Origin of the sequence: Streptomyces sp. SID12488, from assembly GCF_010548275.1 — a bacterium.
In the GTDB taxonomy this organism is placed as follows: Bacteria; Actinomycetota; Actinomycetes; order Streptomycetales; family Streptomycetaceae; genus Streptomyces.
Genome location: NZ_JAAGLT010000032.1, coordinates 47,626 through 62,473, shown reverse-complemented (window position 1 = coordinate 62,473; position 14,848 = coordinate 47,626). Strand labels below are relative to the sequence as shown.

Here is a 14,848-nt window from a genome sequence, read left to right as displayed (position 1 = left end):
CGTACGGTCACGGCGCGCCCCCGGCGGTCACGACCGGCCCGCGTACTGGTTGGCCGGCCGGGCCAGCCCCAGGTGTTCCCGGAGCGTGCGGCCCGGGTAGAAGGTGCGGAACAGGCTGCGGTGCTGGAGCAGTGCCACCGTTCCGTTGACCAGCCGTTCCAGGTCGCGGCGCGGCTCGACGGGGACCAGATGGAAGCCGTCGACGACTCCGGACGTGTGCCAGGCGGTGATCAGGTCGGCGAGGTCGACGGGCCCGCCCCGGTACAGCGGGCCGTGCGCGCTCGGCCGGGGACCACCGCCCCCGTGCCCCGGCTCGGCCGCGTGCTCGCCGCCGCCCAGGTCGACGACAAGGCTCGCGAGGACCCGCAGCTCGTCCGGGTCACGTCCCAGGTCCTTCGCGGCAACCCGCAGTTCGTCCCGTACGGCCCCCGCCTGCTCGGCGCTCACCGCCCGGACGAGCACCACGTCGGCGTACCGGGCCGCGGTCTGCCGGGCCTGTCCCTCGGTGGCGTCGACGACGCGGACGGGGTGGCCCTGCGGTGGCCGGGGCACGACGGACGGGCCCTTGACCGAGAAGGTGGCACCGTCGAAGTCGACTTGGTGCAGCTTGTCCCGGTCGACGAAGCTACCGGCCGCCACGTCCCATGTCTCGGCGTCGTCCTCCCGGCTGTCCCACAACCGGGCCGCCACGTCGGCGACTTCACCGGCCTCCCGCCACAGTTCGTCGCCGGGTGCGGCGCGGCGACGGCCGAAGAGCCGGGCCTCGGCCTCGGTCGCCGACACGTCGAGCTGCCAGCCGGCCCGGCCGCCGCTGACCCAGTCGAGGGTCGCCACGGCCGCCTGGACGTGGAAGGGCTCGGTGTGCGTGGTGGTCACGGTGGGGACCAGACCGATCCGCGCGGTGGCGGGCGCGACCCGGGCGAGCACGCCGAGCGCGTCAGGACCGGGGCGCGCGAAGGAGTCGCCGAGCGTCACGAAGTCGAGGCCGCCGCTCTCGGCGAGCCGCGCCGACTCGACGTACAGGTCGGCGTCGAGCAGAGCCTGGTGACCGGCCACGGGCTGATCGACGGCGGCGGCCAGGTGCAGCAGCCCCCGGCCGTGCGTTGAGGTCATGAGGTTGAACCTTTCGTCGGTGCGTCACAGCACCCGCGTCGTGAGGGAGGCTTCATGCGGCGGTGCCGTGATCGGCCACCGGTTGGGCATCGCGCACGGAAACACGACCGGCAACCCGCTCGTCACGGTGCTCGGCATCGCCATCGTCGAGGTGTTCGGCATCGCGGTCCTCGCCGTACTCGCCGTACTCGCCGTACTCGCGGTCCTCGGCACCGCGCCGGCGAACGTCCAGCGCCCCCAGGAAGGTCAGTGCAGCGCGCGCCGTCGCGTCGTTCTGCCGGAAGGCGGGGCCGCCGGTGCGCGGCCGGGTGAACGCGCCCGAGCCCCGAGCCTCGGTGTGCGGCCCGAGCGCGAAGCGGCGTGGATGCGGCCGGCCGTCCCGGTCCAGGAGCCGCCCGTCACCGGCGTCCACGGCGAGCAGCCCCTCGGGGGTCACACCGGCCCCGTCGTTGTACAGCTCGCGCAGCAGGGTGTCGCGGGCGCGCTCCAGGGTGGGTTCCGGCAGCCGCGCCTCGACGAGCGCGCGGGCCTCCACCGAGGCACCGGGCACACTGGCGCCGCTCGCCCGGAAGACCCCGTCCTCGGCGGTGACGGTCGTGTCGGCGCCGAGGAAGTCGAGAAAGCCGGCCCGGGACAGCGCGAGCATCTGCCGCAGCCGGGGTCCGGGCGGCCCGGAGGCGAGATAGCTGAAGAAGCCGTGCCACCAGGACCCGATGTCGCCGAGCCGCACCAGCTGCCCGTAGACGGAGAGCAGCCCGAGAAAGACAGCCAGGTCCGGGCTGCACGAAGGGTCGTGACGTCGGGTCAGATCGTCCCGTATGTACCCTCGCAGCCCTTCCTGGAGCGCTTCGTACGACGGATGGCTAACCCCCTCCAGCGGACGGTCGAGGGCGCCGAGGTCGAGCCGGTCGGCCGGATCGGGCACGGCGGAGGCGATCAGCACCTCGCGCTCCGCCCGGTCCGCGGCTGCGTACTTCTCCTCGAAGTCCGTCCAGGCTCCGCCGGTGCGCTCCGGGTGGACGGTGAACAGCCGGTGGTAGTGCGCGAACCCCAACTCCTTCTCCACCAGCGGCCATACGTCCCGCCGGAAGTCGAAGCCGTCCGGACGGGCGAGCAGGGCGTCCACCTCGCCGGGCCCGAAGAACCTTGGCAGGGGCGGCCGTTCGCCGGTCCAGTCGTAGCCGATCTTCGAGTGGTACGGCACCCCGCGCCGCGAACCGACGTAGAGCACGGGCTCGCGCCCGGACGGCCGGTAGACCAACTCCCCCTCGCCGTCCTCCTCATAGCGCCCGCCGCGCCCCTCCGTGAGGAGCACCATCAGGTCGACGAAGGCGAGCCCGAAACCCCGCACGAGGACGGGTTCACCGGGCCGCAGCGCGGACAGGTCGCTGTCGGCGGTGAAGTCGGGCGGCAGATGAACCAGGCCGTTGGCCCGCGCGTAGGCAGCCAACTCGCTCTGCTCGTCGTCGAGTTCGGCGTCGAGGTGCCCGAGCGTAAGTACGACGAGGTCGGCGACCAGGGGCCGGGCGCGCCCCTCCAGCCACACCTGCTGGCGTCCCTCGCGCGGTCCGTCGACCCGCAGGGCGCGCCCGACATGGTGCTGGACGCGGATGCCGGGCGGCAGGGCGGCCAGCGTGTCCTCGTACACCCAGTTCAGGTAGGCGCCGAGGCGCCGGCGGTCCGAGAAGACGCGGCCGTCGATGTCCGCCCACTCGTGCAGCGTGGGGCCGGGACGCACCGGGCCCGCCATGGCCACCGTCTCGTCGGTGAACATGGTGACGTCCTGGGCCTGCGAGTTCATCCACAGCAGCGGGGACTGCTCCTCGCGCCAGATCCGGCCGCCGCCCGGCGGATAGGGGTCGACGAGATGGATGTCGAGGCCGGAGTCCCCGTACAGCTCGGGCGCGTTGGCCGCGATCCGCTCCAGGAGGCCGGTCCCCCGCGGACCGGCCCCGACGATGACGAGAGTCGGCGACAGCGCCGCGTCACGCGGCTGTTCCGGGTCTGCGGGTGGGGCCGATCCGGCCAGGGTGTCTGAGGACATGCAAAGGCTCCGCGACGCGATAGGTCGAACACGGTGATGCCTTCACACGGGTGCCGCAGGACGCGATACAGCCGTCAATGCGCACGGTACGGCCGAGCCCCTCAGCAGGGCCGTCCACCGACTGTACGGGGACGTTTCCCCTCACTGTCAAGGTTGTCCGAACTGTGAGCGGTTCATCTCACGTCGTTGACGCCACATCGAATGCCTGTTCCACTTGCCCCATGCATCCACAGCAGTGGCTGGTCAAACGCTCCCACATCGACCTCGGTCGAGTGTGGTCCTCGTCCTGTTGAGCTGACCCCCTGCGCGCCCGCTCGCCCGGGCGCCTTTTCGCGTTTCTCCCGCACATCTCACGCCTCATCCGCGCCTTCACACTCGCGCACACCCCTCCCCTCAAGCACCGCGTTTTTCTTTTCCCGGCCCCGCCCCTTCCCTTCCCTTTGCCTTTTGCCCTTGGCCTCTGTCTGCCCCCGGGAGACCGTCTCAGAAGACCACCTCAGGAACGCGCTGCCGCTCACCTGTACATCCGCTCATCCGATCGCCGCGCACGGCTCGGGCTCGCCGATCTCCCCGCCGGAGATCAAGGGCTGACCCGACGTCAGGTGTGATCCGGACGTGACTGGGCACCCGCTGACCGTGACTGAGCATCCGTCAGGAAAGCGGGCAGGACGCCCATTCACCCATACGTCCCAACGGTCACCCATACGCCACGAAGAATCATATTTCACTCTCAGTCAGCAGCCGGACACAGCAAGACCCTTGCGGCGTGGGGCCTCTCGACGAAATGGTTGTGCACCAGTACCGTCACGAAACCCCCGCGCGGCGTCTATTCACTTGGCGCGCCATCCGCATCATGGATGACCATAGGGATGCGGAATGCATGAGAGACCGCTGTGAGAGGAGGCGTCCATGGGATCGGTACGCAAGGCGAGTGCCTGGCTTGGCCTCGTCGACGACAACAACGATGACGAGCGTTACTACGACGACGACTACTCCGAGGGGACCGAGCAGCCCGGGGATGCCTGGGTCACGGACCCCCGGGTCAAGGTCGCCGGCGAGGTGGCCGAGGAGAAGGGCCGCCGGATCGGCACGGTCACCCCGGACAGCTTCCGGGACGCCCGTGCCATCGGCGAGCTCTTCCGGGACGGCGTTCCGGTCATCATGAACCTCACCGCCATGGATGCCGCCGACGCCAAGCGCGTCGTCGACTTCGCCGCAGGCCTCATCTTCGGCCTGCGCGGCTCCATCGAGCGGGTGTCCAACCGCGTGTTCCTGCTGACCCCCGCCGACACGGAGATCGTCAGCGGGGAGGCCCAGCCGCACCGCGCGGACGGTTTCTTCAACCAGAGCTGAGCAAGGCCGCTCACCGGCCCCGCCGTCCGTTGTTCAGGTCAGCGGAAGGCGTCAAGTCCGGTGAGCGCCTTGCCCAGCACCAGCTGGTGCATCTCGACGGTGCCCTCGTACGTGAGCACCGACTCGAGGTTCGTCGCGTGCCGCATCACGGGGTATTCGAGCGAGATCCCGTTGGCGCCGAGGATCGTCCGGGCCGTACGACAGATGTCGATGGCCTCTCGTACGTTGTTGAGCTTGCCGAAGCTGACCTGCTCGGGACGCAGGCGGCCGGCGTCCATGCGCCGCCCCAGATGGTGGGCGAGCAGAATCCCCTTGTGGAGCTCGACCGCCATGTCGGCGAGCTTGGCCTGGGTGAGCTGGAACCCGCCGATGGGCCGCCCGAACTGCTCGCGCGTCTTCGCGTAGTCGACAGCGGCCTCGAAACAGGAGCGGGCAGCGCCCATGGCACCCCAGACGATCCCGTAGCGGGCGTGGGAGAGACAGCTCAGGGGACCACGGAGTCCGGTGACCTCGGGCAGTACGGCGTCGGCGGGCAGCCTCACGTCGTCGAGCACCAGTTCGCTGGTGACGGAGGCGCGCAGCGACCACTTGTGCTTGATCTCGGGCGCGGAGAACCCGGGGGTGTCGGTGGGCACGACGAACCCGCGGATGCCGTCGTCGGTCTGCGCCCACACGACGGCCACGCCGGCGACGGATCCGTTGGTGATCCACATCTTCCGGCCGTTGAGCACCCAGTCGCCGCCGCTGCCGTCCCGCTTGGCGTACGTGCGCATTCCGGCGGGGTCGGAGCCGTGGTCGGGCTCGGTCAGCCCGAAGCAGCCGATGACGTCACCGGAGGCCATGTTCGGCAGCCAGTGCTGCTTCTGCTCCTCGCTGCCGAAGGCGTGGATGGCGTACATGGCGAGCGAGCCCTGCACGGAGACGAGGGAGCGGATTCCGGAGTCGGCGGCCTCCAGCTCCAGGCAGGCGAGGCCGTACTGCACGGCGGACGCGCCGGCGCAGCCGTACCCGGTGAGGGACATCCCCAGGGCGCCGATGCCGCCCAGTTCACGGGCGAGCCCTCTGATGTCCGGCAGCTCACCCTCCTCGAACCACCCGGCGACATACGGCAGCACACGGTCGGCCGCCCAGGTCCGCACGGTGTCCCTGACCGCCAGGTCCTCGGCGTCCAACTGGTCGTCGAGGCCGAGCGGGTCGGCGGGGTCGAACGGGGGGAGGTTCACGAACGCGGCCACAGGGAGCCCTCCGACAACTCGGTTAAACTAGCACCGCTAGTTACGACGCTGATCCCGACGGTACGACGGAGTGTGCCGCACGTCCAGCGAACGCCCGCCCACGCCCGCGCGGCCCTGACGACAGGTCCCCGTGGCCCGCGAGACGAACCTATCGTCGACGGCTGCCCGTGACAGCTTTCCGCACCCCGCCCACCCCTGCGGACCCGGTCGACAGGCGGTCACTGCCTTTCCCTCCCCCGCACCCCACCACCACCCGTGGCTGAGACCTGCCAAGGCAGGCGTCGCTGGTAGGGGTACGCGCGCCGACGGCGGCAGCCGGCCCCAGCGATCCACCAGCCCAAGGCAACACCCCGCCCCCGTCCAACCCACCGCATCCCGCACTCGCCACCCGCCACCCGCCGACGCTCCCGCACCCCCACGGGAAACGTCCACCCCTCAAGTGACCGTCACGGGTGGTGCGTGGGTGGGAGACCCCCGGCGTTCACACCGACACGCGGGACCCCGCGACCTCCCGGGGGCCAGGCACGGCCACCGGCTCAGCGGCGCCGCCACACTGCATCGCCCGCGGCAACCGCAACGCCATCACCGCCCCCAGCAGCAACAACCCCGCACTCACCAGCAACGTCACATGCAGCCCGTGCACAAACGCGTCCCGAGCCGCCGCCCGCAGGGCATCCCCAGGCGACCCCCCGAGCCGCCCGGCAACCTCGTACGCCTCGCCCAGCGAACGCCCCGCCGCAGCCGACGCCGACGCCGGAACCCCCGGCACCGACCCCACCCCCGGCGCGTACGCCGCGTTCATCACGCTTCCCAGGAGCGCGATCCCGATCCCCGCGCCCAGCTGGTACGACGTCTCGCCGATCGCCGCCGCCCCGCCCGCCTGCGCCGCCGGAGCCTCGCTCAGCATCGATTCGTACGCCCCGAAGAGCGTCGTCTCCAGGCCGAAGCCCAACAGCACGAACCCGGACAGCAGCAGCCCCGCGTTGTCCTCGCCGCCCATCGCCGTCAGCAGCACGACCGCCGCCGCGGTGAGACAGAACCCGGCGCACACCATCGTCCGGGGCCCGAACCTCCGCAGCAGCCGCGCCCCGGCGAGTCCGGCCGCCATCGCCGCCACCGTCAGCGGCAGCAGTCGTAGCCCCGTCTGCAACGGCGAGAGATCCAGCACCAGTTGCAAGTACTGCGCCGCGATCAGTTCGAGCCCGACCAGCGCGAGCATCGCCAGCACGATGCACCCGACGGACGTACTGAACGCGGGCCGCGCGAACATCCCCAGGTCCACCAAGGGATGCGTACGCCGCCGCTGCCTCCGTACGAAGAGCACCAGCAGCACCGCGCCCACCACCAGCGGCACGACCGTCAGGAAGTTCCCGGCCCCTTCGCCGCCGCCCAGCCGCTTCACGCCCAGCACGACGCCGAACAGCCCGCCCGCCGCCGTCAGCGCGCCGACCACGTCCCACGGGCCGTCGACCCCCTCGCCGCGCGACTCGGGCAGCAGCAGCCGGCCGATCGGCAGGCTGACCAGCATCAGGGGGATGTTGACGAGGAAGACCGAACCCCACCAGAAGTGCTCCAGCAGGAAGCCGCCGAGCAGCGGACCGACCGCCGCGCCCACCGCGGCCACCGCGCTCCAGACACCGATCGCCAGCGCCCGTTCGCGCCGTTCGGGAAAGACCTGGCGCAGGATCGAGAGCGTCGCCGGCATGATCATCGCGCCGCCGACGCCCAGCAGCGCCCGCGCCAGGATCAGTACCGGGGCGCTGTCGGCGAGGGCGGCCAGGCCGGAGGCGACGCCGAACAGCCCGTACCCGAGGAGCAGGATCCGTCTGCGGCCGACCCGGTCGCCCAGCGTGCCGAACAGGATCAGCAGCGAGGCGCAGACCAGCGGATAGATGTCGACGATCCAGAGCAGCTCTATCGCGCCGGGCCGGAGGTCCTCGCTGACGGCGGGCACCGCCACGTGCAGCACGGTCGCGTCGACCGCGACGAGCAGCAGGCTCGTACAGAGGACGAACAGGACGACCCAGCGGTTGGCACTCGCCCCGGCCGCCCGACGGCGCAGCGCAGCGGCGGCCGTGGCCGTCCCGGACATGTACGTACCTCCAAGATTCCCTCGCGTTCGACGGTCCGCGGGGTGGGGACTCCCCGGGGGACTTCGGCTTCGGCCGAGGAGGAGCGGTGACAGGTGTCCTCGGGGCCGCACGGCGAAAAGCGAGTGGTCCGACAGCGTACGCGAGTTCGTGGCGGCGAAAAGTGGCGGACCTCTCACCCGTCCGCGGGACCTGTGTGTCGTGCACCACGCACCCGGCGGGCCGCCCGCCTCCGCGCCCGTCCTCGTCCCGTACGCCGTCGATAATCGACCGGTGACAGATCCTGGCACCCGCTCGCTGCCCGCACCGCCCATGCTCCGCCGTGCCGCGCCCGCCCTCCTCGGGTACGCGGCCGTCCGCGTGCTGGGCCTGGTCGCGCTGGCCGTGTGGAGCGCGGCGCGGGACAAGAGCGCGTACACGCTGCTGACCGCCCGCTGGGATTCGCTCTGGTACACGCGGGTCGCCGAACTCGGCTACGGCTATGAGGTGCGCCTCCCCAACGGTGACGTGCACTCGAACCTCGCGTTCTTCCCCCTGCTGCCCTGGCTGGAGCGGCTGCTGGCGTCCGTCACCCCGATGTCGTACGCCGACGCGGGCTTCGTGGTCAGTGCCCTCGCGTCACTCGCCGCCGCCTGGGGCGTGTTCGCGGTCGCGGACCACGTCTACGGCCGCCGGGTCGGCGTCTGCGCCGTGCTGCTGTGGGCGGTGCTGCCGGTCGGGATCGTCCAGTCGATGGCGTACAGCGAGTCACTGTTCACGGCCCTGGCCGCCTGGTCCCTGTACGCGGTCCTCACCGGCCGCTGGCTGACGGCGGGCACCCTCGCCCTGCTGGCGGGCCTGACCCGCCCGGTGGGACTCGCGGTGGTGGCGGCGGTGTGGGTGACGGCCATCGCCTCGTTCAGTACGTCGCTCGGTACGCCGTTCAGTACGTCGTTCGGTACGCCGCTCAAGGCCTCGTTCGGTACCTCGTCCGAAGGGGACCGAAGCGCGCCCGACTCGCACGGCGCGCCCGTCTGGCGGCGCGCCCTCGGCATGCTGATCGCGCCGCTCGGCGCCGCCGGCTACGTCCTGTGGGTCGGCCACCGTACCGGCAAGGGCCCCCTGGGCTACCTGGACGTCCAGGCCGGCTGGCGCAACGGTTTCGACGGCGGCGTCGCGTTCGCCCGCTTCGTCGCCGACAAGTTCACGTCGTTCCCGTCGGCACTCGCCGGGGTCGGGCTGATCATCGGCGTGGGCCTGCTGATCCGGCTGTTCGTCAGCTGCGTACGACAGCGCCAGCCGCTGCCGCTGCTGGTGTACGCGGGTGTCGTCACCGTGCTCGCCCTGTGCGCGTCGAGCTACTTCGGCTCGAAACCACGCCTGTTGCTGCCCGCGTTCCCACTCCTGCTGCCGCTCGCCCAGGCGCTGGCCCGGCCGCGTACCACCAGGTCGGTGGTGGTGACGGGCGTGGTCGCGGTGGCCTCCGCGATCTACGGGGCGTTCTGGCTGAACGGCTCCGGTCCACCCTGAGCGACCGCCCGGCGAATTCCGGACAACCATCCGGTGAACCAATTCGAAAGAGCCATAAAACAACACCGCCGCATGATCAATGGAAATGGGGGAAGAGGAGTCGCCGAATAGGGATTCCAGGGAATTAAACATCGCCCTGAGAGCAATCCCACATCACATCGTCATTACAAAGCCGCGGATTGGGCGGAGATCCGAGCTCACTCGCTGTAACGTCGATTGGGTGCGTACCGAACGAAACCTCGCCCGTCTGGACCGGGTGTTCGCGAGGCTGGACCGTGAACCGGGACGGCCGACCCACATCGATGTGCCGAAGATGAGCCGGCACAGGATCGCGCTCCTTGTCGCGACCCTGGCCTTCTATCTCGCCACCGTGTGGGCCGTCGTGATCACCTCATGGCTGGTCCGGCTCGACTGGCAGGTCATGTTCTTCCGGCCCTACCAGCAGTGGCCGGAGATCCACGCCTTCCTCGACTACTACGTGGTGCTCGGTCAGCGCGGCCCCACCGCCGTGATGATCTCGGCCTGGCTGGGCTGGCGCGCCTGGCGTCAGCACACCCTGCGCCCGCTGCTCACGTTCGGCGCCGCGCTGCTGTTGCTCAACGTCACGGTCGGTGCCGCCAAGATCGGCATGGGCCGCCTCGGACCGCACTACGCGACCACCATCGGCTCGAACGAGATGGGCATGGGCGGGGATATATTTCCCAGCGGTCACACCGCGAACGCCGTGGTGACCTGGGGCATCCTGGCCTATCTGGCCTCGACCCCGTGGACCAGGCGCTGGCTGTCCGCGGGTTCGGCACTGATGTCGCTCGGCGTCGGCCTCACCACGGTCTATCTGGGTACACACTGGCTGAGCGATGTCATCCTCGGCTGGGTCGCGGGCCTGCTGGTCCTGCTGGCGCTGCCGTGGTGCGAGCCGCTGATCACCCGCACCGAGACCTGGATCCTGGACCTGCGCGACCGCAGGCGTGCCCGTGGTCCCAGCACCGCGCCCGTCCCGGCCCGGGTGGGCTCGCCGGCGATGTTCAAGCCGTACGCGACCGCCGAGGAAGAGGTCACGGCCCGCGAGAACACCGCTCCGGCGGCCCGTTCGTCGTCCCGGACGCCCGCGCACCCTCCGCACCTGGCCCCGGGCACGCACGCGATCCGCTCGGAGCGCAGCCCGGTCACCCCGGCCGGCAGCCGCCGCCCGCCGCACGCGGACCGCGCCCCGCGGGCCACCGGCAACCCTTCGACCCGCCCCCTGCCCGGCAACAGCTGAGCCACCGGGGGCGTGCCGGCCGGTCTCAGCCCTTCCAGCAGCGCGTCACCCTGCCGTCGGTGACCTCGAAGTTGAGCCGCCCCGACCGGTACTCCATGGTGACGATCGCCCCGGGGGGCAGTGACCGTACCGCGGACCAGCCGCGCTCCCGGGCGAGCCGCTCGGCCCCCGCCACGTCGAGGCCGACATAGGTGTCCGGACTGTCCTGGGGTTCTTCGGTCCTGGGAATCGGTGACATGCCCGCCACGGTAGGCGCCCACCGGCAGCCGGGGAAGCCCGGACCCCGGCACCACGCATCACTCGGTACGCCTCCGGTCACGCTTCTGTCACAAGATCACGCCATCCACTTCGGGCGATAATCATCACGCGCTCGGCATACACGAGAGCTGGTCACCCATACTTCCGACGGCCATTCGAACGTAATTCGCCAAGCCTTCGCGAGCCGCGATAAACCCCTTTCACGATCGCCGGAAGAGCAACTGGGAGACAGCAAATTGCGTCGGCGGCCCCCACCAGGACGCCTTACGCGCGTCTTACACACGCCATACGTGCTGATGCCACGCGCCTCGGCCGCCGACCCGACGGCAGAACGTATAAAACACTCACGTTTTCCCCACATAATCCGCGCATCACATCTTCACTACAGCGCCTCTGAGCTGCTCCGAGTTCGCGCGGATCGTTCCACCGCGCGAGACAGCCGGTCCCGGGAGGTCATGATCACGTCGACGAGTTCCGCGGGCTCCAGCACCTCGAACTCGAAGCCCATGACCATGACGTGGATGACCATCACGTCGAGGTTCGCGGCCCCGGTGCGCAGCAGACAGGCCTCTTCGCCGTCCGGCTCCAGCGTCCCGGCGGAGGGCGAGATCCGCGCCGCGGCCTCCGCGAGGGGCACCAGCAGCCGGACGACGGCGTGCGAGGCGTACGCGCGCGTGGAGACGCCTCGGGAGACATAGGCAGCGAGATCGTCCGACGGGGGCGTACGAGGAGCGAAGCGCGGTCCGTGCGGCGGCTTCGGCGTGACGCGGTCCACGCGGAACGTACGCCAGTCGGCGCGGTCGACGTCCCAGGCGACCAGATACCAGCGCCGCTCGGTGCACACCAGGCGATGCGGTTCGACGGTACGCCGGGTCACGGATCCTTCGTGTCCCCGGTACTCGAAGCGCAGCAGTTCCGTGTCCCGGCAGAGGTGGGCGAGTTCGGTGAGGACGGCCGGGTCGACGGCGGAGAGCTGTGGCCCGCGCAGCATCGGCACGGTGAAGGCGTTCAGGGCCCCCACCCGTCGGCGGAGCCGGTCGGGCAGCACCTGTTCGAGCTTGGCCAGTGCCCGTACGGAGGTCTCGCCGATGCCCTCGATGCCCTGCCCGGCGGCGGTCCGCAGCCCCACGGCCACGGCGACCGCCTCGTCGTCGTCCAGCAGCAGCGGCGGCAACTCGGCCCCGGCGCCGAGCCGGTAGCCGCCACCTGTGCCCGGACTGGCGGCCACGGGATAGCCCAGCTCGCGCAGCCGGTCCACGTCCCGGCGGACGGTACGCGGGGTCACCCCGAGGCGGTCGGCCAGGTCGGGGCCCGTCCATTCGCGGTGGGCCTGGAGCAGCGAGAGCAGTCGCAGCAGCCGTGCGGAGGTCTCCAACATGGGAGCGAGTCTGCCAGCGGTCGCGGACAGCCACTGTCCTCAACCTTCTCGACCTTCTCGGCCTTCTCAACCTCTCCAACGGTCATGGCCGGTACGCCAGCTGTGGCACATCGAAGCAGTTGTCGTTCATGTCCCCCTGGGAGACCCAGCCCCTGCCGTCCTGCCATCGAGCCACCGACAGACACGTCCGGCGCGTTCGCGGCGGTTCGGCCGACCGCTCGAACCGCACCGGAATCAGCAGACCGTCAGCGGTGTATCCCTGGCTGCGGTTCATGAAGTCGTCGACACACGCGCGCGTGACGCCCGTTCCGGCTTGCGCGCAGGCCCGGGCGGCCTCCGTGAACCACATTGCCGCCGCCCACCCCTCCAGCTGCCACTGCGAGTGCGTACCGAGTTTCTCGGTGCCGTCGCGGAAGTCCCGTACGGCCGCCTGGTCCGTGTCCTCGTAGTCGCGGCTCGCCCCGGTCGCCCACAGGGCGTTGCGGCAGCGCGGGGAGTCCTTGTAGTCCTCGGGGACGGTGGAGGTCCAGTTCTGTACGTTCGTCACCTTGGCGGTGATCTCGGCGCCCACGTCGTCCAGCGCCTCGCACAGTCGCGCGTTGCCGTGCGTGTCGAGGGCGTCGAAGACGAGGTCGGCGCCCTGTTCCTTCAGGTCGGCCGCCGCCGCGCGGAAGTTGGGCAGCGCGAAGTCGACCTCCTCGGCGACCACGTCGTAGCCCTCCGCCTTCAGCCCCCGGACGACCAGCCGGGCGTACGCGGCCGAGGCGGCCTGGTTGTACGAGACGACGGCGGCCGTGCGGGCACCGTGCACGCGCGCGAAGTAGCGGTAGACCTCCGTGCCGCCGTACAGCAGCCCACCCCAGCCCGGGGTGCCGTCGCGGGGCGCGAGGCTGCCGTAGATGCCGTACAGGTGGGGGTAGGTGTCGTAGGCCGCGCCGATGGGCTGGCCGCCGATGTCGGGCACGCGCGCGTGGGAGACGCGGGAGGCGCCCGCGTAGTCGAGGGCGGTGGTGGCGACCAGGGCGACGACCTTGTTCCCGTCGTTCCCGTCGTTCCCGTCGATCAGCCGGTGCACGCACTCGTTGTTGCCGACGCCGCTGCCGCCGTCGTCGCACAGCCGGACCTCGACCGGGCGGCCGTCGATGCCCCCGCGCGCGTTGAGACGGTCGAACCAGGCCTTGGCGCCGTCGCGGGGGCCGGTGAAGGCGGCGGCGCCGACCGGGCTGGTGGCGCTGGTGATGATGCCGACACGCAGGGGCGTCGTACCGGCCGCCGGTGTCGTCGACCTACCGCGGTGCTCGAAGTCGCTCTCCGGGAGACGGCTGCCGCAGGCCGCGCTCAGCAGGAGCAGCAGTCCCAGGGCGGCCGACTCAGCAGCCCGGAGCCGCCGTCGCATCGCCGCTCAGCCCGACCAGCGCGCAGAGCGTGTTCAGGGAGACCTTCCAGGTGCCGCCCTGTTCGACGGCGGTGCCGGACGCGTTGGGCAGGGCCGTAGCACCGTCGAGGAGGAGCGCGTAGTTCACGTTCGCGGCGGTCGGCGAGGTGAACTTGACGTCGTCGACCTTCGCCTCGACCTGTCCGCCCCGCTGGTCGCCACTGAACGCCTGGAGCAGCAGTCCCAGTTTGTCGCCGTTCTCCAGGACGGCCTTCTTGTCGTCGAGGGAGACGGCCGGGTCGAAGAACTTCACCCAGTTCCGCCGGATCTCCTTCTCGGCGGCGACGGGGTCGGCCGGACTGTCGCCACCCGGCTCCGCGGATGTCTCCGTCGGTTCCTTCGTCTCCGTCGTCTGCGTCGGCTCCGTGGACGCGGAAGGGGTGGATGTCGTCGCGCCACCGCCGTCGTCGCTGCACGCCGCGAGGGCGGGGCCGAGGAGGAACAACAGAGCGGCCGTCATCGCCGTACCCCGCCGTGCGTTCCCCCGCCTGAGGTCGCTCCCGAGAACCATCTGGCTCACCACCGGGTGTCGGTCCGGGCCATGGGTGCCCGGAGCTTTCAGGGTCGACCGACAGCGGGCATAGTGCAAGCCATTGGCCGGCTCGGACGGACACAGCCAGGACACACGACGTGTGGGAGCCAAGGATGCCAAGGACGGCAAGCACGCCCAGGACGCCCAGGACGCCCAGGACGAGGACAGCTCGATCGGCTCGGCTGCGGACCGCGCATCCCGTCCTCTGGACGGGCTGGGCCGCGCTGGCGGCGGGCGCGGTGCTGTGCGTGCTCGGCTGGTACGGCGTCTCGGGCGAGCGGTTCGCCGAGCGGCAGCTGCCCTACCTCGCGTCCTGCACGGTCCCCGGCGCGGCGCTGATCGTCGCGGGCGCCGTCCTTCTCACCCACGGCCGTGAAGCGCTCGCAGCAGCCCGCGTGGAGGAGCTGTACGGCCTCCTGGTGGCCGCCGAGCCCACCGAGGCCGCCGGAGAGCCCGTCACCGCTCCCGTGGCCGTCAGCGGCCGTCTGCTGATGATCCCGGGCGGCACTCTCTGGCACCGCGCGGACTGCCCGCTGGTCGCCGGGAAGCCGGAGGCGGTACCGGTGGACGGCAAGCTCCTGGCGACCGGCGAACTGGCCCCCTGCCCGATCTGCGAGCCGGACTCGGCGGACGACTGACC

General features: G+C 71.0%; 12 protein-coding genes. 4 read left to right on the top strand and 8 right to left on the bottom strand.

All coding sequences use genetic code 11. From position 1 onward, the window contains the following. Positions 1-27: 27 nt before the first annotated feature. Positions 28-1,113, bottom strand: coding sequence for an LLM class flavin-dependent oxidoreductase (locus tag G3I56_RS34990; protein WP_164416170.1), 1,086 nt, complete (start codon positions 1,111-1,113; stop codon positions 28-30). A 52-nt stretch (positions 1,114-1,165) separates the two neighbouring features. Then, a complete protein-coding gene (locus tag G3I56_RS34985; RefSeq protein WP_239135295.1) occupies positions 1,166-3,091 on the bottom strand; it encodes an FAD/NAD(P)-binding protein in 1,926 nt (641 codons plus the stop codon). A gap of 975 nt (positions 3,092-4,066) precedes the next feature. Here G3I56_RS34985 and G3I56_RS34980 point away from each other — a divergent pair. After that, positions 4,067-4,510: a cell division protein SepF gene (locus G3I56_RS34980; protein WP_164416168.1), complete on the top strand. Its 444-nt coding sequence runs from the start codon at positions 4,067-4,069 to the stop codon at positions 4,508-4,510. A 38-nt stretch (positions 4,511-4,548) separates the two neighbouring features. On the opposite strand, the gene G3I56_RS34975 is transcribed toward G3I56_RS34980, so the two are convergent. Next, the gene (locus G3I56_RS34975) at positions 4,549-5,745 is read right to left on the bottom strand and encodes an acyl-CoA dehydrogenase family protein (RefSeq protein WP_164416166.1); all 1,197 of its coding nucleotides are present in this window, start codon (positions 5,743-5,745) and stop codon (positions 4,549-4,551) included. A gap of 481 nt (positions 5,746-6,226) precedes the next feature. Then, positions 6,227-7,837, bottom strand: a complete 1,611-nt coding sequence (locus G3I56_RS34970) for an MFS transporter (protein ID WP_164416164.1) — start codon at positions 7,835-7,837, stop codon at positions 6,227-6,229. Positions 7,838-8,147: 310 nt separating this feature from the next. Here G3I56_RS34970 and G3I56_RS34965 point away from each other — a divergent pair, with 310 nt between their 5' ends. Continuing rightward, entirely contained in the window at positions 8,148-9,344 is a 1,197-nt protein-coding gene (locus G3I56_RS34965) for a mannosyltransferase family protein (protein ID WP_164416247.1), read from the top strand. Between the two features lie 220 nt (positions 9,345-9,564). Further along, complete coding sequence (locus G3I56_RS34960) at positions 9,565-10,605, top strand: phosphatase PAP2 family protein (RefSeq protein ID WP_164416162.1); 1,041 nt, start codon at positions 9,565-9,567, stop codon at positions 10,603-10,605. Positions 10,606-10,630: 25 nt separating this feature from the next. Here G3I56_RS34960 and G3I56_RS34955 read toward each other — a convergent pair whose 3' ends face one another. The 4 genes from G3I56_RS34955 to G3I56_RS34940 all read right to left on the bottom strand — a co-directional run bounded on the left by G3I56_RS34955 (position 10,631) and on the right by G3I56_RS34940 (position 14,187). Then, positions 10,631-10,843 (bottom strand): I78 family peptidase inhibitor, encoded by a 213-nt coding sequence (locus G3I56_RS34955; protein ID WP_164416160.1) that lies wholly within the window; start codon positions 10,841-10,843, stop codon positions 10,631-10,633. A 402-nt stretch (positions 10,844-11,245) separates the two neighbouring features. Next, complete coding sequence (locus tag G3I56_RS34950) at positions 11,246-12,241, bottom strand: YafY family protein (protein WP_164416159.1); 996 nt, start codon at positions 12,239-12,241, stop codon at positions 11,246-11,248. Between the two features lie 82 nt (positions 12,242-12,323). Then, complete coding sequence (locus G3I56_RS34945; protein WP_164416158.1) at positions 12,324-13,637, bottom strand: ABC transporter substrate-binding protein; 1,314 nt, start codon at positions 13,635-13,637, stop codon at positions 12,324-12,326. After that, entirely contained in the window at positions 13,612-14,187 is a 576-nt protein-coding gene (locus G3I56_RS34940) for a hypothetical protein (protein ID WP_164416156.1), read from the bottom strand. Before G3I56_RS34940 ends, G3I56_RS34945 begins: the two co-directional genes overlap by 26 nt. Before the next feature lie 134 nt (positions 14,188-14,321). Between G3I56_RS34940 and G3I56_RS34935 the strand changes: the two genes are divergently transcribed. Then, positions 14,322-14,846 carry a hypothetical protein gene (locus G3I56_RS34935; protein WP_164416154.1) on the top strand — a complete coding sequence of 175 codons (525 nt, stop codon included), beginning with the start codon at positions 14,322-14,324 and terminating at the stop codon, positions 14,844-14,846. The last annotated feature ends 2 nt before the right edge of the window (positions 14,847-14,848 follow it).